This window comes from Pseudomonas sp. B33.4 (assembly GCF_034555375.1).
In the GTDB taxonomy this organism is placed as follows: domain Bacteria; phylum Pseudomonadota; class Gammaproteobacteria; order Pseudomonadales; family Pseudomonadaceae; genus Aquipseudomonas.
Genome location: NZ_CP140706.1, coordinates 4058049 through 4081398, shown reverse-complemented (window position 1 = coordinate 4081398; position 23350 = coordinate 4058049). Strand labels below are relative to the sequence as shown.

Here is a 23350-nt window from a genome sequence, read left to right as displayed (position 1 = left end):
GAACAAGAGTGGTCAGCCTATCGGGCCGGCCAGGCCTGACCCATTCCCATCATGGGTTACTCAAAAGGGGTAGTGCGTGGACGCGTTGCTGCAGGAACTGCCAGTGCATCAAAGCCTGGCGCGGGTATTTGCCGGTGTCGGTCAGGCCGGTTTCTGGCGCGCGCTGGTGGACACCTTGCGGTTGCTGGTGCCGCTGGACAACGCACTGGTAGCGCTGATGCAAGCCGGGCAGGCGCCGCAGTTGCTCATCGACTTCGACAGCCAGGGTCGCGCCGACGAGCAAGAAGAACTGGCCGGCTACAGCGCCGGGATGTACCTGCTCGATCCGTTTTATCAAGCCGCATCGACTGGCATTGCCGACGGCTTGCACAGCCTCGCCTCGGTGGCGCCGGACCAGTTTCTGCACAGCGAGTACTACCAGAGTTACTTCCGTTCGGTGGTCGGCGAGGACGAGTTGCAGTTCATGGTCAATGTCGAGGGCGGCGTGCTCGGATTGTCATTGGGTCGCTCGACGCCGTTCGACATGGCCGAGCAGGGCCGATTGCTGTGCGTGCGCGATTGGGTGCTGGCGGCGATGCGTCGGCATGTGCAGTTGCTGCCACCGCAGGGCGCGGTGGCTGAAACGCCGGTTGGGGATCTGGCGACGTTACTCGATCGCTTCGATGCGCGGCTGACCGTGCGGGAGGTCGACACGGCGCGGCTGATCCTGCAGGGTTTCTCCAGCAAGGCGATGGCCCAGCAGATGGGGATTTCGCCGGAGACGGTCAAGGTGCATCGGCGCAATCTGTATCACAAGCTCAATGTCACCGGGCATGGCGAGTTGTTTGCGCTGGTGCTGCGCCCACCAACTCCCTGACCCAACACAATCCCCCTGTAGGAGTGAGCCTGCTCGCGATAGCGGTGTGTCAGATATCACCTATTTGACTGATAGACCGCTATCGCGAGCAGGCTCACTCCTACAAGGGATCTTCGGGGTGTCAGATAGTGCGCTGGAAGACCAAAGCCTTGAGGCCGCTTTCAGGATCAATATCCGCAAACTCCGGCGGATTCTCCAGCCGCTCTACAAAACGCAGACTCGGCGCTTCCTGCGTCACGCCCTCAATCAGAAAGTCCGAACCGAATGCCGGGTCGTTCATGCACGCCAGCACTGTGCCTTGCGCCGTAAGCAATTCCGGCAGGCGGCGCAGCACGCGCTGGTAATCCTTGGTCAGCAGGAAACTGCCTTTCTGGAACGACGGCGGGTCGATGATCACCAGATCATACGGGCCACTGTTGATCACCTTGCCCCAGGACTTGAACAGGTCGTGGCCGAGAAAACTGACTTTGCTCAGGTCATGACCGTTCAAGCGATGATTGTCGCGGCCACGGCTCAGGGCCGCGCGGGACATGTCCAGATTGACCACATGGCTGGCGCTGCCCTCGATGGCGGCCACGGAAAAACCGCAGGTGTAGGCAAACAGATTGAGTATGCGTTTACCGTTGGCCTGTTCGCGCACCCAGTTGCGCCCGTAACGCATGTCGAGAAACAGCCCGGCGTTTTGTTTGCGTCCCAGGTCGACGCGGTAGTGCAAACCACCCTCGACGATGCTCATTTCCTCGATCTCATCGCCCAGCAGCCATTCGGCGGTGCTCTGTGGCAAATAGCGATGCTGGATCAACAGCGTGTGCGCGCCCGACTGTTTCCATTCGGCGGAACCCGTGAGTTCCAGCAGCAACGCCTTGAGATTGTCCAGTTGCTCAGGCAGCGGTTCCTTGAACAGCGACACCAGCACCACGCCTTGCAGCCAGTCCACGGTCAACTGCTCCAGCCCCGGCCAGCAGCGTCCGCGCCCGTGGAACAGGCGGCGGGTTTCGCTCGGTGCTGCCGCGAGGGCCGGCAGCAGATGGGCGTGGAGGGTGGCGAGGGCTTCAGGGGTCATCGGTCAGGATCGGCAAGCAAAAGGGCCGGCATTTTAACCACAAATACATCGCCGCGAACGATTGCCGCTGACGGGCAAAAGCGCCGTTTCGCAAAAGAGCTGTATCAAAAATGAATTTCTGCAGAGCCCGCTGCTCATACCAGTTAAGCAGCGGATTCAAGCCGCTAAATCGTTAATGCAATTCAGGGAGTGCAGTTCCATGTGCCCAACACCGACGGCGGACGCGCACCTTCCTGACGGATTGATTCTGGTGGTTGAGGATGATCCGTTGATTCTGGAGTTTCTCTGCGAAATTCTTCAGGAGGAAGGTTTCAAGGTCGAGCCGCAGACCAGTGCCGACGCCGCATCACTTTATCTTGAGCAGAACGCCCCGAACGTGGCGTTGCTACTGACCGACATCACCATGCCCGGCACCCTCAATGGCGCTGATCTGGCCAATCTGGTCGGCGACCGCTGGCCGGACAAACCGGTGATGGTCATGTCCGGCTATGAAACGCCCGAGACCTCCGGGGTCAAGCATCCGGTGGCGTTCATCAAGAAACCCTGGGCCATCGGTCAATTGCTCGACTGCGTCGACAGCGCCTTCAAATCCAAGGCACCGCGCCTGCACTGACAAGTGCTACATTGCCGGGCACATCTGCCCGGCCCCTTGCCAGAGGAAGCGAACTTTTGCCTGCTCACGACACTCTTTTCAATCGCGCGTTCGGCGCGTTTCTGTTCGACATGGACGGCACCGTCCTCAATTCCATCGCCGCTGCCGAGCGGATCTGGTCAGCCTGGGCCGTGCGCCATGGCGTCGACGTGGAAACCTTTTTGCCGACCATTCATGGCGCGCGTGCCATCGACACGATCAATCGCCTGAATCTGCCGGGCGTGGATGCCGAGGCGCAAGCAGCGTTCATCACCGAGGCGGAAATCGCAGACGTTGAGGGCATTGTCGAAATTCCCGGCGCCGCGCAGTTTCTCAACAGCCTGCCCAACGATCGCTGGGCGATGGTGACGTCGGCGCCACGGGATCTGGCGTTGCGGCGGATGGCGGCGGCGGGGATTCCCGCGCCTGCGGTGATGATCACCGCTGAAGATGTGAAGGCTGGCAAACCTGATCCGGCCGGCTATCTTCTGGCAGCCAAACGTCTTGGCCTGGAAGCGCGTGATTGCCTGATTTTTGAAGACGCTACGGTCGGTATTCAGGCTGCCGAAGCCGCCGGTGCGCCGCTGATGATCATTACCACGACGCATCAGCATCCGCTGGAAACGGCGCACGCGACGTTGGCCAGTTACGCTGCGGTCAGCGTCAAAGTCGACAGTAACGGCCTGCACCTGCAACGCAACTGACAAACACAATCCCTTGTAGGAGTGAGCCTGCTCGCGATAGCGGTCTGTCAGACACATGGATTTGACTGACCCACCGCTATCGCGAGCAGGCTCACTCCTACAGGGGACGTGTTCGCAAATCAATAAACCCCCGGCACCAAACGCCAACTCCGCGCACAATAAGCCTCGTACTCCGCCCCAAATTGCGCACGCAGCAGCGCTTCTTCCGAATGAATCCGGGCAATCAACGGGATCAGTGTCAGCGCCGCCAGCATCAGTCCGACCACCGAGCGAAACGCCAATGCCCAGCCCACAGCATTGATCACCAGCCCCAGATAACTCGGGTTGCGCAGGTGCTGATAGATGCCATCGGTAACCAACCGGTGCCCCGGTTGAATCGCCACCAATCCACTGAAGCGCCGCCCCAGCACAAACACCGGCCACAGTCGCAGCGCGCCGCCGACGATAAACAGCAAAGCGCCGAGCCAGCGCATGCCTTCACCGCCAAACGTCCAGAAATTCACCCGGTCGCAATAGGCCGGCAAAAAACCACTGACCAGCCCGATCACACCAAACGCTGGAATCACCCAACGATTGGCGCGATCTTCACGTTCGCCAGAGCTGAGGTTGACCTCGCTGAACAGTGAGGCGATCACCATGGCTACCGTCGCCAATGCCACGACCACCAATGAACCGTGGGAAAAGAACATCCCCACGCCGCCAATGCCCCACACCGCCAGACCCAGCCAGGCAAGGGTGGCGAGTACCGCGACAACGGTCATTTGCGCAGACATTTTCATGGTCAACTCACGGCTGGGTGCGTATCCGTTGAGTGTAGAACGCCCGAGGGCAATGGTTGTGGCTGCTGGCCTCATCGCGGGCAAGCCCGCTCCCACAGGGATTTGCGGCGTACACAAAGTTCAGGCTCACCCATGAACCTGTGGGAGCGGGCTTGCCCGCGATGAGGCCCGTTCAGTCAGCGGAAATCTCATTACCTGTCAAAACGGTGCGGAAGGTCTCGACCAATGGCCGCAGATTGATCCGGTGCCACGCCGCCCACAATGGCGTGGTCAAGGTCAGCCACGGCAGCTCCCGCAACACCACGCCCGGCGGCGCGTTATGGCTCAGGCCTTTTTGAATCATCGCAATCCCCAGCCCCGACGCCACCAGCCCCAGCGCGGTAAACGGTTCGGTCGCCTGCATGCGCACATCGGGGGTGAAGCCTGCGCGGATGCAGGCGCTGGCAAACTCGTCATTGGCATCCTGACGCGGTTGCACGCCGATCCATTCCTGCTCGGCCAGATCCTCGGGGTTCAACGCCGCTTGCTGCGCCAATGGATGATGCTCCGGCAGCGCCAGCAGCATCGGATCATCCAGCACCTGAAAGCCCAGCAGATCCGGATCGTCATCGGTCGGCGGTTCACTCACCAAGGCAATATCGAGACTACGCTGTCGCAGGCCTTCCAATTGCTCGGCGGAACTGAGGTTGTACAAGGCGACGTGCACATTCGGCCGATCGGCGCGCAACACGCGCAAGGCATTAGGCAAGACTCCGGCGTGCATGGCGTTTTCGATATAGCCGATGCACAAACCACCTTCTTCGCCTCGACCGAGACGTTTGCCGAGGGATTCCAGGCGATTGGCGTGGGTGAGCAGGGCGCGGGTTTCGGCGAGGAAGGTCTGGCCGTCGCGGGTCAGGCGAATGCGTTGCTGGCTGCGTTCGAACAGGGTCAGGCCCAAGCGCTCTTCGAGCTGGGCGATCTGTCGGCTCAGCGGCGACTGGGAAATGTGCAGTCGTTCGGCGGCGCGGCCGACGTGTTCTTCTTCGGCGACAACAACGAAGTAGCGCAATTGGCGGATGTCGATCATGTCAGACCTATAGGGACTCAAGTGCTGCGCATTATGTCTTGGACGGTCTCGGTGTCGCAATCTAGGATCTGCTCAACGGTCACACCGACCCAGAACCTATTGAGGAAAATCCAATGAGCTTGAAAGACAAACTCCCCGGCCAACTGGGCTTCGGCACCGCGCCACTGGGCAACATGTTCCGCGCCATCCCGGAAGCCGAAGCGCAAGCCACCGTGCATGCCGCGTGGGATGCCGGCGTGCGTTACTTCGATACCGCGCCGTTCTACGGTTCCGGTCTGTCGGAGATCCGCCTCGGTGAAGCGCTGAAGCAATACAAGCGTGACGACTATGTGCTGAGCAGCAAGGTCGGTCGGGTCATCCTCGATGAAGTCGAAGACGCCGCTGCCCGTGATCTCGGTGAGAAAAGTGGAGTATTCGAACACGGTCGCCCGAACAAGATCGTCAATGACTACAGCGCCGATGCAACGCTGCGTTCGATCGAGGACAGCCTCAAACGCCTGCAAACCGATCGCCTCGACATCGTCTGGGTGCACGACATCGCTCAGGACTTCTACGGCGATCAGTGGCTGGAATACTTCAACCAGGCCCGCACCGGCGCATTCAAAGTACTGACCCGGTTGCGTGAAGAAGGCGTGATCAAGGGCTGGGGCCTGGGCGTGAACAAAGTCGAACCGTGCGAATTGACCCTCGACCTCAGCGAAGCACAGCCGGACGGTTTTCTGTTGGCCGGTCGCTACACGCTGCTCGATCACGAGCGCCCGTTGCAACGCTTGATGGATTCGGCCCGAGCGCAGAACGTTGAAATCGTCGTCGGTGGCCCTTATAGCTCTGGAATCCTGGCCGGTGGCTCGCACTTCGAATACCAGCAGGCCAGCCCTGAAGTCATCGCCAAGGTCGAGCAGATCAAACGCATCGCCGCCGCTTACAACGTCGATATCAAAGCCGCTGCGCTACAGTTTTCGCTGGCCAATCCAGCGGTTGCTGCGGTTATTCCCGGTGCAAGTAAACCGGGTCGTATTGCTGAAGATGTCGCCGCATTGTCAGCCGTTATTCCTGCCGGTTTCTGGCAGGCGATGCGCGACGCCAAACTAGTCTCCGAACGTGCACCATTGCCAATCGATGAGGTGAAAGCATGAAGATTGATCTGAGTGGAAAACTGGCCATTGTCAGCGGCAGCACTGCGGGCATTGGTCTGGGTATTAGCCAGTCGCTGGCCGAAGCGGGCGCCACGGTGGTGGTGATCGGCCGTGATACGGCCAAGGTCGAGCAGGCGCTGGCGAGCATTCGGCAGAAAGTCCCCGGCGCACAGTTGCGCGGTTTGACCGCTGATCTGGGCACCGCCGAAGGTGCGCAAAAGTTGTTCGCTGCTGAACCGCGTGCGGACATTCTGGTGAACAACCTCGGCATCTTTAATGATGTGGATTTCTTCGATGCGCCGGACAGCGAGTGGACGCGTTTCTATGAGGTCAACGTGATTTCCGGCGTGCGCCTGGCGCGGCATTACGTGCCGGCGATGGTCGAGCAGGGCTGGGGCCGGGTGATTTTCCTGTCCTCGGAATCCGGCGTCGCCACGCCAGCCGACATGATCAACTACGGCGTGACCAAAAGCGCCAATCTGGCGGTGTCCCACGGCCTGGCCAAACGTCTGGCTGGCACCGGGGTGACCGTCAATGCGATCCTGCCGGGGCCGACCTTCACCGATGGCCTGGAAGACATGCTCAAGGATGCCGCTGCCGAATCCGGGCGCAACCTGCGCGATGAAGCCGACGCCTTTGTACGCAAGGCCCGCCCGACCTCGATCATCCAGCGCGTAGCGGATGTCGAAGAGGTCGCGCATCTGGTGACCTACATTGCTTCGCCGCTGTCCTCGGCCACCACCGGCGCTGCTTTGCGCGTCGATGGCGGCGTGGTCGACAGCCTGACCATCTGAATTTCCGAGAGAGACGTTTATTTATGCCAACAGCATCTGCAACCATCGACATCCCGGCTTCGGCCGATCAGGTCTGGCAATTGATCGGCGGCTTCAACACGCTGCCCGACTGGCTGCCCTTTATTCCCAACAGTGAACTGAGCGACGGCGGCCGTGTGCGCACGCTGCAAACCGCTGACGGCGGCGTGGTGGTCGAGCGATTGCAAGCGTTCGACAACGCCGCGAAGACTTACAGCTATTCGATCGAACATGCACCGTTCCCGGCCACTGATTATCTGGCGACGATCAAGGTCGAAGCCCAGGGGCAGGGCTCGCGGGTGACGTGGTCAGGGCGCTTTAATGCCAAAGGCGTGAGCGATGAGGAAGTGGTGGCGCTGTTTAGCGGCATCTATCAGGGTGGCCTCGAGGCACTCCGAGCCAATTACCCAACCTGAAGAACACCACGATCCAACGTAGGAGTGAGCCTGCTCGCGATAGCAATCTGTCAGTAACGAATAAGTTGACTGACACACCGCTATCGCGAGCAGGCTCACTCCTACAGGGGTTGCGTTCCAAAGTGGGAATCAGGAATTCTCGATCAGGCTCTGCCGGCAATCCAGCACCAGTTTCGCCCCGCCCAGATCACTGCTGGCGACTTCAAGACTGAAGCCATGCAAGCTGACAATCGCCGCCACAATCGACAGCCCCAAGCCAAATCCGCCCTGCGGCTGCCCGCCCTCTGCACGATAGAACCGCTGGAATACCGCCTCGCGCTCTGCCTCGGGAATCCCTGGCCCCGAGTCGTGCACTTCAATCCGCGTCTGCCCACCCGCGTTCACCCCACGCAGCATCACCGTGCCGCCGACCGGCGTGAACTTGATCGAGTTGCTCAGCAGATTCGCCAGCGCTTCGAACAACAACGCCCGATCGCCATTCAGCGGCGGCAATGTTTCCGGCATGTTCAGCTCGAAACGCAACTCGCCTTCTTCGGCCAGCGGCAGGTAAAACTCGTGCAGTTCTTCAAGCAATTGCACCGGGTCGAGTTCGACAAAACCTGAGCGTCGCTGACGATCCTCCAGTTCGGAAATCCGCAGCAACCCGCGAAACCGCGCCATCAGCGTGTCCGCTTCGGCCAGCACCAGATCCAGTTGCGCCGCCTCCTGCGAGCCTTCGCCGGCCTGCTGCTGCATGCGATACAACTGCGCGCGCAGGCGCGTCAGCGGCGTGCGCAAATCATGGGCGATGTTGTCGCAGACGCCTTTGACTTCATTCATCAAGCGCTCAATGCGTTCGAGCATGGCGTTGACGATGGCGGCGAGCATGTCCAGTTCATCGCGGCGATTGGACAGCGGCAAACGGTGGGTCAGGTCGCCGGCGACAATCGACTGGGCACTGGCCTGAATCGCCCGAATCCGCCGCAACGGTCGGCGTCGCAGCAAATGCCAGCCGGCAATCCCCGGCAGAATCGTCAGCGACACGCCCCAGAACAACGCATGCAAAATGATTCGCGTCACCGCAAACAGCGAGCCGTTGTCGCGCAACAACACCAGCCAGCGACCGTCGCGGGTTTGCGTGGCGACCGCGTCGCAGCTGTCATTGGGCAGGGTCGGGTCGTCGGAGTCGGCGCAGTCGGCGAGCATGTGGATCTTGCCGTCCAGCGGCAGGCCTTCGGGAATCTGCTGCAACGCGCCACCGAGGTAAACGCCGTCGGCATCGAACAAGCCATAGGCGTCGATGCCACGAATATCGAAGGTCATGCTGGCGGCGAGGGCGTCTTCCAGCTGTGCGCCGCGAAAGTGCGAAAACAGGTGCTGACGTTGCATCAGCGAATGTTTGGCGAGGTTGTCGAGGTAGCCGGAGACCTCGTAATACATGACCCCCATGAGGATCGCGCTCCAGGCCACGAACAGCGAACTGTACAGCGCCAGCAAGCGGCTGCTGGAGGAGCGCCAGCCGTCAGACGGGTTCGGCAATGACATAACCCGAGCCCCGTACCGTGCGGATCAGCGGCACATTGCCGACGGCGTCGATCTTCTTGCGCAGACGGCCGATGTGCACGTCGATCAGGTTGGTGCCGGGGTCGAAGTGATAACCCCAGACCTCTTCGAAAATCATCATCCGCGAGAGGATCTGGCCGCTGTTGCGCATGAGGAATTCGAGCAATTTGTACTCGGTCGGCAACAGCGTCAGCACCTGTTCGGCACGGCGCGCTTCGTGGCTGATCAAATCCAGCTCGAGGTCGGCCACCTGCAACGTTGTCGTCTGAGCCGCGCCGCTGTTCTGTCGGCGCAACAACACTTCAACTCGCGCGGCCATCTCGTCGGTGGCGAACGGTTTGGTCAGGTAATCGTCGCCGCCAGCGCGCAAGCCGCGTACGCGCTCATCGACATCGGAGAGGGCGCTGATCATCAGAATCGGTGTGGCCACGCCCATGGTGCGTAGGGTGGTGACGATGGCCAGACCATCGAGTTCGGGCAGCATGCGGTCGAGGGTGATCAAGTCGTAATTGCCGCTCACGGCGCGGTCGAGGCCTTCGCGGCCATTGTCGACCCAGTCAACCTCCAGCCCGTGGCTGCTCAGTTCGGCGACGATTTCCCGGGCGGTCACGGCGTCGTCTTCGATGGTCAAGATACGAGTCATAGGCAGGCCTGCTGATCGGTTCAAACGGAATGGCAGCATTTTGCCAAGAAATTGCGCTGACGCTTTAAATTAACTTTCATGTTGTAGCTGTCGTTTGCGCGCCTTGGGGATTTATTTGCCGCAACGTTGATATCATCTGGCCACAATTTCCATCAGGAGTGGTGCCGTGCGTCTTTCGATTCGCTGTGGCTGGATGCCGATCACCGGTCTGTTGCTGGTGCTGTTCAGCGCCTCGGCATGGGCCGCCAATACGCCGTGTTCCGGGAAGAAAGGCGGGATCGATCGCTGCGATGGCGACCTGTTCCTGTGCAATGACGGCTCCATCAGCGGCTCGAAGAAAAGCTGCGCGGCGATGTTTGGCGAGCGCCAGCAGGCCCGCCCGCAAAACTTCCTGCAAAGTAATGATGGCTGCGCCTGCGGCACCGGTTCCTTCTGCACTGGCCCACGCGGCGGGGTGTATTGCCTGACCCCAAGCGGTAACAAGAGCTACAAACGCAAATAACTGGCATTTGTGCCAATGCATAAAACCCGCTGTTATTCGGCCCTTGTTGCAATTTGCATGGTCCGGCGAAGTTCATTCTTTCTAACTGATTGAAACTGAAGGATTTATTTATTTTTCGCGACTGGCACGGTCACTGCAATTCCTCTGATGACGAGTTGTAACACCATTTTTCATGCCTGGAGCAGAACAACAATGAATAGATCCCCTGATGGGTTTTATCCCGCCGTTGAAGAGTCGAGCAGCGTTTCGGGCGTGTCCTGGGGCGCGATCTTCGCCGGTGCTGCGGCTGCCGCTGCACTGTCGATGATTCTGGTCCTGCTCGGTTTCGGTTTGGGTTTCTCTGCAGTTTCACCGTGGGCCGGAGAGGGCGTCAGTGCCAAAGGCCTGGGCATTTCGACAATCGTCTGGCTGGCGGCGACGCAAATCATCGCTTCCGGCATGGGTGGCTACATCGCCGGTCGCCTGCGGGTGAAGTGGGCAAACATGCACGGTGACGAAGTGTATTTCCGCGACACTGCGCACGGCTTCCTCGCCTGGTGTGTGGCGACGTTGGTCACCGCTGTACTGGTCGTCGGTTCGGTCAGCAGCGTGATCAGTGGTGGTGTCCAGGCCGGTGCGAGTGTCGCTGGCGGTGCTGCCAGTGCCATGACCCAAGCGGCTGGTACCGCTGCGGCGAACACCGACAGCAACCAGTACGGTTACTACATCGACAGCCTGTTCCGCGATGACCGTCCGGCCTCCGTCAGCGATGACGCGGCGCATGGCGCCGTGGCGCGGATCTTCGCGCAAAGCCTGGCCAACGGTCAGCTCAGTGCCGAAGACCGTACCTACCTCGCGCAACTGGTCGCACAACGGACCAACCTGACTCAGGCCGATGCCGAGCGCCGCGTCGATGAAATCTATGCGCGCACTCAGAAAGCCCTGGCCGACGCCAAAGTCAAAGCGCAACAAGCCGCCGACACCGCTGCGAAAGTCGCTGCCTGGACCTCGCTGTGGATGTTCATCTCGCTGTTGGCCGGTGCGTTCTTCGCCAGCCTCGCTGCCACCTTCGGCGGTCGTCGCCGCGATGCGGTCGAGTACGTTGAAGTCGACACCTACACCACGACCACTCCAGTCCGTTAAACAAGGAGCATGACCATGCGCTCACTACTGCTGTTTTTCCTCGGCGTGCCAATCCCGATCATCATCCTGATCGCCCTGTTCGTGCACTGACTGCTCCATTGAGGCCCATGCCTCGGCCGCTTCCACTCTCGGGTGGAAGCGGCTTTTTGCTTTCTGGCGGGCAATAAGGCGAGAATCCGCGTCGGCAACGGGGCGGCCGTTGCGCGCACGTTTAAGGATGAATACGTTGGACAAGCAACAAATCAAACGAAAGGTCGTCGAAATGCTCGATGGCGGGCATTCCAGGGCCGAAACCTTCAAGGCGTTTTCGGGTGGCAAGGTCAAGGATCGAGTGCTGGCGGGCTGGATCGGGGCGCATCCGGATCCCGCCCTGAGAAAACGACACGCCGTTAAAGTCAACATTCTGGTCGCACTGATGGGTATCTGGGGACTCCTCGGGGCGATAGCCGGGCTTCTTCAAATCAATGACGGCGGCATCGCTATGGCATTGACCATGGTGTTGATTATTGGCGTGATTCCGCTCTTGTTTGCGTGGGGCTTTTACAAGGGCATCGCGGTGGTTTACACAATCTATGTCACCTTCACGATCAGCCAGATTCCTCGTGAATTTTACGGCTTCAGTGAAGAGCCCGTGTCGACTCTGCTCGGCGTGGCGTTCATTCTGGCCATGGTGTTCTACGCCGCCTGGGTCAAATGGCTGTTGTTTCCGGACCTCGCTTTGGTCGGTACAAGGAAGATCAAGGGGCAGTACGTTTTCTCCAATTGATCGTTGGACAATCCAACCGCTTTCACTGGCCTGGATCAATATTACGAGCGGCGAGATCGCCTAACGTAAATGATCCCGGCCTTTGCTGAGGTATGAACTACAGTGCTTCACGCGCACCTTGTTGCGCTGACGAAGTACCCGCGTCGACGCCCCATCACAGCAACAATAAACGCGTCGACACGCTGTAGTGCAGCAAGGAGCTGACACCACCTCAACCGAACTTTCACGGATGAACATCGCAATGCACTGCCAAGAAAGAACTTTCGATATCCAGCCATTGGCGCAGGCGGATATGACCGTCCACATCAACGGTCAAGCGGTCACCGCCGCCATCGGCGAAACCGTCCTCAGCGTTATCCAGTCCCTCGGCGTGCGCCAGATCGCGCGCAACGATCACAACCAGATCATCGGCGCCTATTGCGGCATGGGTGTGTGCCAGTGCTGCCTGGTGAAAATCAACGGTCGACACAAGCGCCGTGCCTGTCAGACCGTGGTGCGTGACGGCATGCAGATCGAAACCCAGGTCAACCGCATCACCGCGCAAGAGGTGATCGTATGAGCCTGCAACCGGTCATCGTCGGCGGCGGCCCGGCGGGGATGGCGGCAGCCATCGAACTGGCGCGCCACGGCGTGCGCTGCACCCTGCTCGAAGAAGCTTCGCGCCTCGGCGGTGTGGTCTATCGCGGGCCGTTGCGTGACGGCGTGCAGCTGGATTATCTCGGCCCGCGTTACTCCGAAGCGCTGGGCAAACTGCACGGTGATTTTCAGGAACAGTCCGGGCTGATCGACGTGCGCCTCAACCATCGCGTGGTCGGCGCCGAAGGCACCCGCGCGCTGGTGGTGCTCGATGGCGACGAGCAATTGCATGAGATCGAGTATCCGCAGTTGCTGTTGGCTGCCGGCTGCCATGAACGCAGCGTGCCGTTTCCCGGGTGGACCTTGCCGGGGGTGATCATGCTCGGTGGTCTGCAACTGCAAATCAAAAGCGGCGTGGTCAAGCCGCAAGGGCCGGTGATCATCGCCGGCACCGGGCCGTTGCTGCCGCTGGTGGCGACACAACTGCATGCCGCCGGCGTCAGCGTTGCGGGCGTGTATGAGGCATGCGCGTTCGGCAAGATTGCCCGCGAAAGTCTGGCGCTGCTGAACAAACCGCAACTGTTCCTCGATGGCTTGAGCATGCTCGCCTACCTGAAGCTGCACGGCATCCCGATGAACTACGGTTGGGGCGTGGTCGAAGCCCACGGCGAGGGCGAGCTGAAAAGCGTCAGCGTCGCGCCGTACTCGGCCACTTGGGAACCGGACATGAGCCGCGTCGAGCGCTTTGAAGCCAAGACCCTCGCGGTCGGTTACGGCTTTATTCCGCGCACGCAACTGAGCCAGCAGATGGGCCTGGATCATGGCTTCAGCGACGACGGTTATCTGCGCGCCAACGCCAACGTCTGGCAGCAAAGCAACGAACCTCACGTGCATTTGGCCGGCGACATGGGCGGGATTCGCGGTGGTGAAGCGGCAATGCTCGCCGGCAAGATCGCGGCGACCTCGATTCTGCTGCAGCGCGGAGTGCTCGAAGAAGAGCTGGCGCGGGTTCGTCGCGACCGCTACTTGAGCAAACTCAAAGCCATCGTGCGCTTCCGTGCCGCCGTCGATCGCTACACCGAACGCGGCGTCGGCCAGACTGCATTGCCCGCCGCCGACACGGTGATCTGTCGCTGTGAACACGCGACCCGCGCCGACATCGACCTGGCGCTGGAGCAGGGCGTGCAAGACATCGCCAGCCTGAAAATGCGCACCCGCGTAAGCATGGGCGATTGCCAGGGGCGCATGTGCGTCGGTTATTGCAGCGACCGTCTGCGCCAGGCCACCGGCCGCAAGGACGTCGGTTGGCTGCGTCCGCGATTCCCGATTGATCCGATTCCTTTTTCCGCGTTTCAGTCTGTCGGCACGGAGGCCGCTGCCCATGAGTAAGTTCTATGACGTGGTCATCGCCGGTGGTGGCGTGATCGGGGCGTCCTGCGCCTATCAATTGTCCAAGCGCAAAAACCTCAAGGTGGCACTGATCGACGCCAAGCGCCCCGGCAACGCGACCCGCGCTTCGGCCGGCGGTTTGTGGGCGATCGGTGAGTCGGTCGGCCTCGGCTGCGGGGTGATTTTCTTCCGCATGATGTCGGCCAACCGCAAGCGCGAAACCCAGGGCGCGGCGGTGGCGGTGGACGCGAGCACGCCGCATATTTTGCCGGAGTCGTTTTTCGATTTTGCCCTGCAGTCCAACGCCCTGTACCCGGCGTTGCACCGTGAGCTGAAAGACAATCACGGCATGGATTTCAAGTTTGAAAAGACCGGGCTGAAATTCGTCATTTATGACGACGAAGACCGCCTCTACGCCGAGCACATCGTCGGTTGCATCCCGCACTTGGCCGATCAGGTGCGCTGGCTCGATCAGGCGGCGTTGCGCGAATCTGAGCCGAGCGTCAGCCATGAAGCACGCGGCGCGCTGGAGTTTCTCTGCGACCATCAGGTCAGCCCGTTTCGCCTCGCCGACGCCTACATGGAAGGCGCGCGGCAGAACGGCGTCGACATCTTCGTCAACACCAACGTCACCGGTGTGTTGCATCACGGCAGCCGCGTGACCGGTGTGCAGACGGCTGAAGAGGGCGTGTTCCACTGCAAGACCCTGATCAACGCCGGCGGTGCCTGGGCGGCGGATCTGAGCGATTGGGCCACGGGGATTCGCATCCCGGTAAAACCGGTGAAAGGCCAGATTCTGCTGACGGAGCGCATGCCGAAGATTCTAAACGGCTGCCTGACCACCAGCGACTGCTACGTGGCGCAGAAGGACAACGGCGAGATCCTGATTGGCAGCACCACCGAAGACAAAGGCTTCGACGTCACCACCACCTACCCGGAAATCGCCGGGCTGGTGCAAGGTGCGGTGCGTTGCCTGCCGGAACTCAAGGACGTCAATCTGAAACGCACGTGGGCGGGCTTGCGTCCGGGTTCGCCGGATGAGTTGCCGATTCTCGGGCCGATGCGTGGGGTGGAAGGGTATTTGAATGCCTGCGGGCACTTCCGTACCGGGATTCTGACCTCGGCGATTACTGGCGTGCTGCTGGACAAACTGGTCAACGATGAGCCGCTGCCGCTGGATATCACACCGTTTCTGGCGGATCGGTTTGCAGGGGCTCCGGTCAAGCAAGCGTCCGAACTCGAGCTGGCCTGACACAACCTCCTGTAGGAGTGAGCCTGCTCGCGATAGCAATCTGTCAGTAATGAATAAGTCGACTGACACACCGTCATCGCGAGCAGGCTCACTCCTACATTTGGATCTGGGCAAGGGGCTCAGGATTTGCGCGACTCTTCTTCCAGCTGATCCGACTCAAACAACCGCGCCAGTTCCGCCCGGGCTTCCTGGGCGGTTTGCAGGACTTTGGCCGCGTCGTCGTAGATCGCGTGTTGTGCCTCCAGCACCTGTTCGTCGTGATGCTTGAAGCGCTTGATCCGCGCATCGGCCTGGGCCTGGGTCAGACCAAGCCCCACCAACGTACGTCGACTCATTTCCAGACTTGAATAATAAGTCTCTCGAATCGCCTCGGCGCCGACATCGACCAACCGATGCACATGCTGACGGTTACGTGCCCGGGCGATGATCTTCATGTGCGGATACAGCTTGCGCACCACCTCGGCGGTCTTGATGTTGGTCTCCGGATCATCCGTGGCAATCACGAAATATTCCGCCTCGCCGACCTTGGCCGCGTTAAGAATTTCCGGGCGCATCGGGTCACCGTAGAACACCGGCACACCGCCAAAACTGCGTGACAGTTCGATGGTTTCCACCGAGGTGTCCAGCGCGACGAACTTGATGTTCTGCGCCCGCAGAATCCGCGCCACGATCTGACCCATCCGGCCCATACCCGCAATCACCACACGCGGCGTGTCAGTGTCGATCTCGCGGTATTTTTCCGGTACTTCCACCGGCTGCACTTTCGGACTGACCAGCCGCGCGCAGAGCAACAGCAACAACGGCGTCACCGCCATCGACAGGGTGATGGTCAGCACCAGCAGATCATATAGACGCGGTTCGAACAGGCCCTGATCACGACCGATCTTGAACACCACAAAGGCAAATTCACCACCCGCCGCCAACACGATACCGAGACGAATCGCACTGACCTTGTTCAAGCCACCGGCCAGACGTCCGACGACAAACAGCAGCGGCAGTTTCAGCCCGATCAACAGCAGCGTCAGCCCCAACACGGTCATCGGCGCACTGAGCAGCAAACTCAAGTTGGCGCCCATGCCGACACTGATGAAAAACAGCCCGAGCAGCAGCCCTTTGAACGGCTCGATCTGCGCTTCCAGTTCATGACGATATTCCGAATCCGCCAACAGCAGACCGGCAAGAAACGCGCCCAGCGCCATCGACACACCGACCAGATCCATCAACCACGCCGTGCCGATCACCACCAGCAACGCCGTAGCCGTCGACACTTCCGGCAAACCGGTTTTCGCCACCACGCGGAACACCGGCCGCAACAGATAGCGCCCACCGACCACGACCACGGCGATACCGCCGAGTACCTGCAACGCGTGATTCAGACTTTCGGCGCTACTGGTGTCGTGAGAACCACCGGCGAGCATCGGCACCAGCGCAATCAACGGGATCGCGGCGATGTCCTGGAACAGCAGAATCGCAAACGCCAGACGCCCGTGGGGGCTGGTCAGTTCCTTGCGTTCGGCCAGGCTTTGCAACCCGAATGCCGTCGAAGACAGCGCCAGACCGAGGCCCAGCACAATCGCGCTGTTCAGCGGTTGGCCAAACACCGACAACGCCAGCACGCCGATCACCGAAGCCGTCAGCAGCACCTGCGCCAGACCGACGCCGAACACTGATTTGCGCATCACCCACAAACGTCGCGGCGACAGCTCAAGGCCAATGATGAACAGCAGCAGCACCACGCCCAGTTCGGAAATGTGCGCCACGCTCTGCGGATTGCCGATCAGACCCAACACCGACGGGCCGATAATCACCCCGGCAAACAGATAACCGAGCACGGCGCCCAGTTGCAGACGTTTGGCCAAAGGCACGGTGAGCACGGCCGCGAACAGAAAGACGACAGCGGCTTGCAACAGATTGCCTTCATGGGGCATGGGGGATTACTCCTGACAACGGTACGGCGGGGGTGACAAGGATAAGGGCTACCGCGATTCCATATCCACAGAAGATCCCCTGTAGGAGCTGTCGAGTGCAACGAGGCTGCGATCTTTTGATCTTGCTTTTGCCTTCGAAGAATCAAGATCAAAAGATCGCAGCCTGCGGCAGCTCCTACAGGGGATCTTCATGTGGCCTGTAATAATTTGCATCAATTGGTTACATTCATAATCTCTGCGAATCAATCTCCCGAGTCTCGCCATGGCCATCAACTTCGACCTCAACGACCTGCAAGCCTTCCGCGCCGTGGTCGAGCAGGGCAGTTTTCGCAAGGCCGCCGACACCGTGCGCCTGTCGCAACCGGCGTTGAGCCGGCGCATCGAGAAGCTTGAAGACGCCCTCGGCGTAAAACTCTTCGAACGCACCACGCGCAAGGTCAGCCTGACCCAGGCCGGGCGTGGTTTCATGCCCAGCGTCGAGCGTTTGCTCGATGATCTCGACGTTGCCTTATTGGGCATCAGCGAAGTCGCTTCGACCCGTTTGGGCCACGTCACCGTCGCCTGCGTGCCCTCGGCGGCGTACTACTTCATGCCCCGCGTGGTCGCGCGCTATCACCAGCAATTCCCACGGATCAAAGTCAAAGTGCTCGACTCCAGCGCGCATGATGTGTTGAGTGCGGTGGTCAATGGCGAGGCGGATTTCGGCTTGAGTTTTCTCGGCACGCAGGATGCCAAAGTCGAGTTCGAACCGCTTGTGCAGGAGTGCTACGTCGTTGCCTGCCGCCGCGATCACCCGTTGGCCGGACGCAGCAGTGTGAGCTGGGACGAGTTCTATCAGCAGGATTACATCTCGCTCGACAAGACGTCCGGCAACCGCTTTCTGCTCGATCAGGCGTTGAGCAGCGTGGTGCCGCAGCGCTCAAGCATCTGCGAAACCCGGCATGTGACGACGATGATCGGTCTGGTCGAGGCGGGGTTGGGCGTGGCGGCGGTGCCGCTGATGGCGATGCCCGGGCCGGATCATCCGATCCTGACGCGGGTGCCGCTGACCGATCCGCAAGTGATGCGCAGTGTCGGCATCATCAAGCGCCGGGGTCGCACGTTGACCCCGGCGGCACTGGAACTGGAGCGGCTGGTGGTGGAGATGAAAGTCCAGCCGCCTACGATCAGCGCTTGACCGAATCCAGTCCGGTGGCTTGCACGTCAGCTTGTGCGGCTGGCGCGGCGAGGTAAGCGAGCAGGGCTTTGGCTTCTTCAGGATGCTGTGCGCCGACCGGGATCCCGGCGGCAAAGCGCGTCACCGACTGCACCGGTTCCGGAATCTTCGCGACGAAACTCACGCCCGGCACCGGCAGCAATTCGCTGACCTGCTGGAAGCCCAATTGATAGTCGCCAGTGGCAACCACCGAGCCGACCGGGATTTTCGGGATCATTTTGGCCTTGGGTTTCAGCTGATCTTCGATGCCCAGTTTCTTGAACAACTGCTGCTCGATGTACACGCCGCTGGCGCTGTCGGAGTAGGCCACCGATTGTGCGTCGAGCAGAGTTTTCTTCAAGGCGTCGACGCTGCTGATGTCTGGTTTCGGCGCGCCTTCACGCACCACCAGGCCGATCCGCGAGTCCGCCAGTTCCACGCGCGAGGCCGGGTCGACCTTGCCTTGCTTGATCAGGTCATCGAGGGCGTAACCGACCATGATCACTACGTCGGCGTGTTCACCGCGCGCGAGGCGATTGGGGATCGCCTCCGGCGCCTTGCCCATCGATGGACCAAGGCTGGTGGTCAAAGTGTTGCCGCTGGCGGCGGCGAATTTCGGGCCGAGAATCTTGTAGGCGGCAGTGAAGCCTCCGGAGGTCATCACGCTCAATTCTTCGGCCTGGGCCGTGAGGTTGAACGCGAGACCGGCGAGCAGGGCGGTGACAGTAAACAGTTTTTTCATGGCGAATTTCCCTCAGGCCGCGACAGGTTGCAGACGACCACCGGCACGGCGGTACAGATAAAGAGTGGCGCACAGGGCACACAGCGCACCGATGCTCATCCAGTAACCCGGCGCGGCTTTGTCGCCGGTGTACTGAATCAGGAAGGTCGACATCGCCGGAGTGAAACCACCGAAAATGGCGGTTGCCAAGCTGTAGGCGAGGGAGAAACCGGCAACCCGCACTTCAACCGGCATGATCTCGGTGAGCGCTGGAATCATTGCGCCGTTGTATAAACCGTAGATAAACGACAGCCACAACAGCGACAACAACATGTGGCTGAAGCTCGGCGCCTGCACCAGGTACGACAACGCCGGATAGGTCGTGGCCAAGGCCAGCAGCGACATGGCGATCAGCACCGGACGACGGCCGATACGGTCGGACAACAGGCCGCCAATCGGCAGCCAGAAGAAGTTCGACACACCGACCAGCAAGGTCACCAACAGCGCGTCCGAAGTACTCAGATGCAGCACGGTTTTGCCGAAGGTCGGCGCGTACACGGTGATCAGGTAAAACGCGGTGGTGGTCAACGCGACCATCAACATGCCGCCGAGTACCACGCCCCAGTTCTGGCCGAGGGTGCGGAACACTTCGCCCATGCTCGGGCGGTGTTTGCGTGCGGCGAACTCTTCGGTTTCCGCCAGGTTACGCCGCAGGAAAAAGATGAACGGCACGATCATGCAGCCGACGAAAAACGGAATCCGCCAGCCCCAATCGGCAATCACATCCGGTGCCATCCACGCGTTCAAGGCGTAGCCCAGCGCAGCGGCAACAATGATCGCCACTTGCTGACTGGCCGACTGCCAAGCGGTGAAGAAACCTTTGCGGCCCGGCGTCGCGATCTCGGCGAGATACACCGACACACCGCCCAATTCCGCACCGGCCGAGAAGCCTTGCAACAAGCGCCCGATCAACACCAGTGCCGGCGCAAACAGGCCGATGCTTTCGTATCCGGGCACCAGCACAATCAAGATCGTGCCGCTGGCCATGATCGACAGGGTGACGATCAAACCTTTACGCCGGCCGACATCATCGATGTACGCACCGAGCACAATGGCGCCCAGCGGACGCATCAAAAAGCCTGCGCCGAATACGGCAAAGGTCATCATCAGGGAAGCGAACTCACTGCTCGCCGGAAAGAACACCGCCGCGATCTGCGTGGCATAGAAACCGAACAGAAAGAAGTCGAACTGTTCGAGGAAGTTGCCCGAGGTCACCCGGAAAATGGCACCGGCCCGCGAGCCGTTGTGTGGGATTGAGGCTGTCATAGAAAAGTACTCCACCGCTTTTATGACGTGCGCGACGGGAGGGCGGCGCACGGTTTTTATTGAGGCGGATGGTGGCGCAGGTGTAACTGGATGTTAATTGCATTGTTGGCATGGATTGATGTGCAGAGTGGATCAATCCCTCTAAGCCGATACCGCAGACCATTGTGGGAGCGAGCCTGCTCGCGAAAGCGGTGGTCCAAGCAAAGAAGATGTCGAATGTACCAACCCCTTCGCGAGCAGGCTCGCTCCCACAGGTTTTGTCGCACCTGCAAACTCAGGACGTTGCAACTGCATGGTGAACAGTGTCACGGGTGCTGTCAGCCATTTCGGCGTGTACGGCAAGCAACGGTGGCAGCGGGCAGTCGAGCAAGTCCGCGACGGCGCGAAACAGTTCTGCTTCAGCCACGGTGATCACGCCATCGTGCATCACGCAGCGGGTCATGGCATCAAGCAATGCCGGACGCTCCTCCGGCATGAGATGGCGCAGGCGCTTGATCGCCGCTTCCAGCCCCGCCAGATCTTCCAGTTCGGCGCGCATTTCTTCAGGCTGTTCGAACGCAAGACCTTGCCAGGCAAACTGAATGGCCTGCGACGCTGCCGATAAATTGTCCTGCCCGGCACGGGCCATCGCGGTCAACAGGGCCATGAGTTCTTCGGCGCACTGGAACAGTCCGAATTTGAACTGCACCGGTGTCGCGCCTTCAACATTGCGCTCGACGATGCGCAACAGCGTCCACTCCAGCAACTCTGTTTCGTTATCCGCTTCGATCAGCAAATTCAGGTTGTGCTTGACCTTGGCAAAGGGCTTTTTGCCAAGCTCTCGCAGACTCGGGATGGCCAGATCCAGCAATGGCAGGCGCAGGCCGGGACTCAGCGACGACAGGGGCTCGCGCAGCTGACTCAAATAGTCGAACACCGTGGCGTCGATTTCCGGCTTCAGTAGCTCGACTTGCATGCCCAGCAGGGAGGTTGAACGCGACAGCAGCAGCCCATACACAACGGCCTGGGCGCCTTCAATATTGCGTGCTGCCATTTTGAGTGTGTGCGGAATGTCTTCCAGCACGCGGCGAGCTTCCAGCAGATGTTCTGGCTGCGGCGCGCCAATGGCCGCCACGGAAGCCTGGACCGCATTCATGTCGTAGAGCACCGACTTGGCCGCAGCGGGGATGCCGCCGAATGCATCGGGCACAGGCAGAGCGACCGAAGGTTGTGCATCTGCGGGCGGCGCCGCCACTTTGATGAAGCTGCCGTCCCATTGCGCATCGACCCGACGGATCCGCTCATTCAAATCCGGATGGGAAGCCGTCGAGTCGGTGTTCGAGTAACCCGGTCCAAAGTACAAGTGGCTGTATTCCTCCGCGCGTGCGGAACGGATGCTTGCGCCCAGTTCATAACCGCCAATTTTCTTCAACGCTCCGGCGATGCTTTGCGGGTTGCGGGTGTATTGCACCGCCGTAGCATCGGCGAGGAATTCACGCTGTCGACTGATTGCAGATTTGATCATATTGCCAAAAATCGTCCCCGCGATACCCACAAACAACAGTACAAAACCAATCAACATCGGTATCGCGACGAACTTGCTGCGCTGTAGCGGGGTTTTACCGACCTGCTCGGTGCCTTCCAGGATATAGCTGCCGGTCAACCCGAGAACCATGATCCCGTGGACGATGGCAATCAGTCGGGTGTTGAGGCGCATGTCACCGTTATAGATATGACTGAACTCATGGGCGATCACCCCTTGCAGCTCTTCGCGGGTCAATACATTGATTGCGCCCTGAGTGACGCCGATGACGGCGTCCTGTGGTGTGAGTCCCGCCGCGAAGGCGTTGATGCCCAGATCGGGCAGCAAGTACACCGAGGGCACGGCAGTGCCGGAGGCGATGGCCATTTCTTCCACCACGTTCATCAATCGCTGCTCTTCCAGCGTCTGCGCGCTGTGGTTGATCACGCGCCCGTCGAGGCGCCGCGCAACCACTTTGCCGCCCTCTGACAACTCCGCAAGCTTGGACAGACTTGCCAGCAGCACGATGCCGACGACCACGGCTGACACGGTCATGACCAGTTGCTGGTCGAGTTCCAGATCCATCAGGACTTTACCGCTGCCATCCTCGACCGGAATGGTCATCAGCACACACGACACGGCGATCAGGCTGAGCACGGCCATGAACATCAAGAAAATGAGGTACACGGTGCGGCGCTTGGCCCGGCGCTGTTGTTCAAAGAAATTCATGTTGCCATCCGTTGGCTGAGGGTTAGAACGAAACCTTTGGCGCTTCCTGAATGGCCGCGCTATCAGCGAACGTCAACGCCGAGGCATCGGCACCGTGGCCGAACAGCGGGGCGAGCAGGGCTGCCGGGAAACTTTGCTTGAGCGTGTTGTAGGTCATCACTGCATCGTTGTAAGCCTGGCGGGCAAAACTGACTTTGTTTTCGGTGCTGCTCAGCTCTTCACTCAGTTGCTGCATGTTTTGCGACGCTTTGAGTTCCGGGTACGCTTCAACCGTTACATTCAGCCGGCCCATGGCATTGCTCAGCGCATTGTCGGCCTGGCCCAGTTGCACGATGCTCTGGGCATTGCCCGGCTGCGCCTGAGCGGCCTGAAGGCCGGCGACGGCGTTGTTGCGCGCGGCAATCACCGCTTCCAGGGTTTCGCGCTCGTGGGCCATATAACCCTTGGCGGTGGCCACCAGATTGGGTATCAGGTCATAGCGGCGCTTGAGTTGCACTTCGAGTTGCGCGAAGGCGTTTTTGATTTGATTGCGTCGAGCGACGAGGCTGTTGAAAAGGAAGATGGCATAGAGGGCGAGGAGGCCGCCAACGACCAAAAGGATGACGAGGGTGCTGTTCACGGTGATGTCCTTGTTCACACGGTGGAATGGGGCGCGGCATGTTAGCGCAAATGCAAAAAAACAAGGAATGATT

Annotated in this window: 24 protein-coding genes; 13 read left to right on the top strand and 11 right to left on the bottom strand. The window is 60.2% G+C overall.

Annotation, left to right across the window (positions count from 1 at the left end):
* Positions 1–76: 76 nt before the first annotated feature.
* Positions 77–856, top strand: a complete 780-nt coding sequence (locus U6037_RS17880; protein WP_322843979.1) for a helix-turn-helix transcriptional regulator — start codon at positions 77–79, stop codon at positions 854–856.
* Positions 857–977: 121 nt separating this feature from the next.
* On the opposite strand, the gene U6037_RS17875 is transcribed toward U6037_RS17880, so the two are convergent.
* On the bottom strand, positions 978–1919 hold the full coding sequence (locus U6037_RS17875) for a class I SAM-dependent methyltransferase (RefSeq protein ID WP_322843978.1): 942 nt from the start codon (positions 1917–1919) through the stop codon (positions 978–980).
* 199 nt (positions 1920–2118) lie between these two features.
* On the opposite strand from U6037_RS17875, the gene U6037_RS17870 reads away from it, so the two are divergent.
* Positions 2119–2532, top strand: coding sequence for a response regulator (locus U6037_RS17870; RefSeq protein WP_123594218.1), 414 nt, complete (start codon positions 2119–2121; stop codon positions 2530–2532).
* A gap of 56 nt (positions 2533–2588) precedes the next feature.
* Entirely contained in the window at positions 2589–3254 is a 666-nt protein-coding gene (locus U6037_RS17865) for an HAD family hydrolase (RefSeq protein WP_322843977.1), read from the top strand.
* A gap of 119 nt (positions 3255–3373) precedes the next feature.
* Here U6037_RS17865 and U6037_RS17860 read toward each other — a convergent pair whose 3' ends face one another.
* Complete coding sequence (locus tag U6037_RS17860; protein WP_322843976.1) at positions 3374–4033, bottom strand: isoprenylcysteine carboxylmethyltransferase family protein; 660 nt, start codon at positions 4031–4033, stop codon at positions 3374–3376.
* A 172-nt stretch (positions 4034–4205) separates the two neighbouring features.
* The gene (locus tag U6037_RS17855) at positions 4206–5102 is read right to left on the bottom strand and encodes a LysR substrate-binding domain-containing protein (RefSeq protein WP_322843975.1); all 897 of its coding nucleotides are present in this window, start codon (positions 5100–5102) and stop codon (positions 4206–4208) included.
* A gap of 113 nt (positions 5103–5215) precedes the next feature.
* On the opposite strand from U6037_RS17855, the gene U6037_RS17850 reads away from it, so the two are divergent.
* The 3 genes from U6037_RS17850 to U6037_RS17840 are packed head-to-tail and all read left to right on the top strand — an operon-like array spanning position 5216 to position 7466.
* Complete coding sequence (locus U6037_RS17850; RefSeq protein ID WP_322843974.1) at positions 5216–6238, top strand: aldo/keto reductase; 1023 nt, start codon at positions 5216–5218, stop codon at positions 6236–6238.
* Entirely contained in the window at positions 6235–7032 is a 798-nt protein-coding gene (locus tag U6037_RS17845) for an SDR family NAD(P)-dependent oxidoreductase (protein ID WP_322843973.1), read from the top strand. Before U6037_RS17850 ends, U6037_RS17845 begins: the two co-directional genes overlap by 4 nt.
* Before the next feature lie 23 nt (positions 7033–7055).
* Entirely contained in the window at positions 7056–7466 is a 411-nt protein-coding gene (locus U6037_RS17840; RefSeq protein ID WP_322843972.1) for an SRPBCC family protein, read from the top strand.
* 129 nt (positions 7467–7595) lie between these two features.
* Here U6037_RS17840 and U6037_RS17835 read toward each other — a convergent pair whose 3' ends face one another.
* Positions 7596–8990 (bottom strand): HAMP domain-containing sensor histidine kinase, encoded by a 1395-nt coding sequence (locus U6037_RS17835; RefSeq protein WP_322843971.1) that lies wholly within the window; start codon positions 8988–8990, stop codon positions 7596–7598.
* Entirely contained in the window at positions 8968–9651 is a 684-nt protein-coding gene (locus U6037_RS17830; RefSeq protein ID WP_322843970.1) for a response regulator transcription factor, read from the bottom strand. The genes U6037_RS17835 and U6037_RS17830 overlap by 23 nt, the downstream gene beginning before the upstream one ends.
* Before the next feature lie 193 nt (positions 9652–9844).
* Between U6037_RS17830 and U6037_RS17825 the strand changes: the two genes are divergently transcribed.
* On the top strand, positions 9845–10153 hold the full coding sequence (locus U6037_RS17825; RefSeq protein WP_322847339.1) for a hypothetical protein: 309 nt from the start codon (positions 9845–9847) through the stop codon (positions 10151–10153).
* 192 nt (positions 10154–10345) lie between these two features.
* Positions 10346–11275, top strand: coding sequence for a hypothetical protein (locus U6037_RS17820; RefSeq protein ID WP_322843969.1), 930 nt, complete (start codon positions 10346–10348; stop codon positions 11273–11275).
* A gap of 24 nt (positions 11276–11299) precedes the next feature.
* On the opposite strand, the gene U6037_RS17815 is transcribed toward U6037_RS17820, so the two are convergent.
* Positions 11300–11509, bottom strand: a complete 210-nt coding sequence (locus U6037_RS17815; RefSeq protein WP_322843968.1) for a hypothetical protein — start codon at positions 11507–11509, stop codon at positions 11300–11302.
* Here U6037_RS17815 and U6037_RS17810 point away from each other — a divergent pair.
* From U6037_RS17810 to hcnC, 4 genes are all read left to right on the top strand, one after another.
* A complete protein-coding gene (locus tag U6037_RS17810; RefSeq protein WP_322843967.1) occupies positions 11502–12041 on the top strand; it encodes a hypothetical protein in 540 nt (179 codons plus the stop codon). The genes U6037_RS17815 and U6037_RS17810 overlap by 8 nt on opposite strands.
* A 241-nt stretch (positions 12042–12282) precedes the next feature.
* On the top strand, positions 12283–12600 hold the full coding sequence (hcnA, locus tag U6037_RS17805) for a cyanide-forming glycine dehydrogenase subunit HcnA (protein WP_322843966.1): 318 nt from the start codon (positions 12283–12285) through the stop codon (positions 12598–12600).
* Positions 12597–14006, top strand: a complete 1410-nt coding sequence (gene hcnB, locus U6037_RS17800) for a cyanide-forming glycine dehydrogenase subunit HcnB (protein ID WP_322843965.1) — start codon at positions 12597–12599, stop codon at positions 14004–14006. The genes hcnA and hcnB overlap by 4 nt, the downstream gene beginning before the upstream one ends.
* Positions 13999–15258, top strand: a complete 1260-nt coding sequence (gene hcnC, locus U6037_RS17795) for a cyanide-forming glycine dehydrogenase subunit HcnC (RefSeq protein ID WP_322843964.1) — start codon at positions 13999–14001, stop codon at positions 15256–15258. Before hcnB ends, hcnC begins: the two co-directional genes overlap by 8 nt.
* Positions 15259–15377: 119 nt before the next feature.
* Here hcnC and U6037_RS17790 read toward each other — a convergent pair whose 3' ends face one another.
* On the bottom strand, positions 15378–17186 hold the full coding sequence (locus tag U6037_RS17790; protein ID WP_322843963.1) for a monovalent cation:proton antiporter-2 (CPA2) family protein: 1809 nt from the start codon (positions 17184–17186) through the stop codon (positions 15378–15380).
* Between the two features lie 262 nt (positions 17187–17448).
* Between U6037_RS17790 and U6037_RS17785 the strand changes: the two genes are divergently transcribed.
* Complete coding sequence (locus U6037_RS17785; protein WP_175553899.1) at positions 17449–18363, top strand: LysR family transcriptional regulator; 915 nt, start codon at positions 17449–17451, stop codon at positions 18361–18363.
* Here U6037_RS17785 and U6037_RS17780 read toward each other — a convergent pair.
* The 4 genes from U6037_RS17780 to U6037_RS17765 form a co-directional block, all read right to left on the bottom strand.
* A complete protein-coding gene (locus U6037_RS17780; protein ID WP_322843962.1) occupies positions 18353–19123 on the bottom strand; it encodes a substrate-binding domain-containing protein in 771 nt (256 codons plus the stop codon). The genes U6037_RS17785 and U6037_RS17780 overlap by 11 nt on opposite strands.
* Positions 19124–19135: 12 nt before the next feature.
* Positions 19136–20428, bottom strand: a complete 1293-nt coding sequence (locus U6037_RS17775) for an MFS transporter (protein WP_108226972.1) — start codon at positions 20426–20428, stop codon at positions 19136–19138.
* 274 nt (positions 20429–20702) lie between these two features.
* Positions 20703–22658 (bottom strand): M48 family metallopeptidase, encoded by a 1956-nt coding sequence (locus tag U6037_RS17770; protein ID WP_322843961.1) that lies wholly within the window; start codon positions 22656–22658, stop codon positions 20703–20705.
* A gap of 22 nt (positions 22659–22680) precedes the next feature.
* Positions 22681–23277: a LemA family protein gene (locus tag U6037_RS17765; protein ID WP_416221683.1), complete on the bottom strand. Its 597-nt coding sequence runs from the start codon at positions 23275–23277 to the stop codon at positions 22681–22683.
* Positions 23278–23350: the final 73 nt, after the last annotated feature.

Coding starts and splice junctions, on each gene's coding strand:
- U6037_RS17830 (WP_322843970.1), bottom strand. CDS start 9,651: ATGACTCGTATCTTGACCATCGAAGACGACGCCGTGACCGCCCGGGAA.
- hcnB (WP_322843965.1), top strand. CDS start 12,597: ATGAGCCTGCAACCGGTCATCGTCGGCGGCGGCCCGGCGGGGATGGCG.
- U6037_RS17825 (WP_322847339.1), top strand. CDS start 9,845: ATGCCGATCACCGGTCTGTTGCTGGTGCTGTTCAGCGCCTCGGCATGG.
- U6037_RS17870 (WP_123594218.1), top strand. CDS start 2,119: ATGTGCCCAACACCGACGGCGGACGCGCACCTTCCTGACGGATTGATT.
- U6037_RS17780 (WP_322843962.1), bottom strand. CDS start 19,123: ATGAAAAAACTGTTTACTGTCACCGCCCTGCTCGCCGGTCTCGCGTTC.
- U6037_RS17770 (WP_322843961.1), bottom strand. CDS start 22,658: ATGAATTTCTTTGAACAACAGCGCCGGGCCAAGCGCCGCACCGTGTAC.
- U6037_RS17840 (WP_322843972.1), top strand. CDS start 7,056: ATGCCAACAGCATCTGCAACCATCGACATCCCGGCTTCGGCCGATCAG.
- U6037_RS17835 (WP_322843971.1), bottom strand. CDS start 8,990: ATGTCATTGCCGAACCCGTCTGACGGCTGGCGCTCCTCCAGCAGCCGC.
- U6037_RS17875 (WP_322843978.1), bottom strand. CDS start 1,919: ATGACCCCTGAAGCCCTCGCCACCCTCCACGCCCATCTGCTGCCGGCC.
- U6037_RS17790 (WP_322843963.1), bottom strand. CDS start 17,186: ATGCCCCATGAAGGCAATCTGTTGCAAGCCGCTGTCGTCTTTCTGTTC.
- hcnA (WP_322843966.1), top strand. CDS start 12,283: ATGCACTGCCAAGAAAGAACTTTCGATATCCAGCCATTGGCGCAGGCG.
- U6037_RS17860 (WP_322843976.1), bottom strand. CDS start 4,033: ATGAAAATGTCTGCGCAAATGACCGTTGTCGCGGTACTCGCCACCCTT.
- U6037_RS17845 (WP_322843973.1), top strand. CDS start 6,235: ATGAAGATTGATCTGAGTGGAAAACTGGCCATTGTCAGCGGCAGCACT.
- hcnC (WP_322843964.1), top strand. CDS start 13,999: ATGAGTAAGTTCTATGACGTGGTCATCGCCGGTGGTGGCGTGATCGGG.
- U6037_RS17850 (WP_322843974.1), top strand. CDS start 5,216: ATGAGCTTGAAAGACAAACTCCCCGGCCAACTGGGCTTCGGCACCGCG.
- U6037_RS17820 (WP_322843969.1), top strand. CDS start 10,346: ATGAATAGATCCCCTGATGGGTTTTATCCCGCCGTTGAAGAGTCGAGC.
- U6037_RS17785 (WP_175553899.1), top strand. CDS start 17,449: ATGGCCATCAACTTCGACCTCAACGACCTGCAAGCCTTCCGCGCCGTG.
- U6037_RS17855 (WP_322843975.1), bottom strand. CDS start 5,102: ATGATCGACATCCGCCAATTGCGCTACTTCGTTGTTGTCGCCGAAGAA.
- U6037_RS17775 (WP_108226972.1), bottom strand. CDS start 20,428: ATGACAGCCTCAATCCCACACAACGGCTCGCGGGCCGGTGCCATTTTC.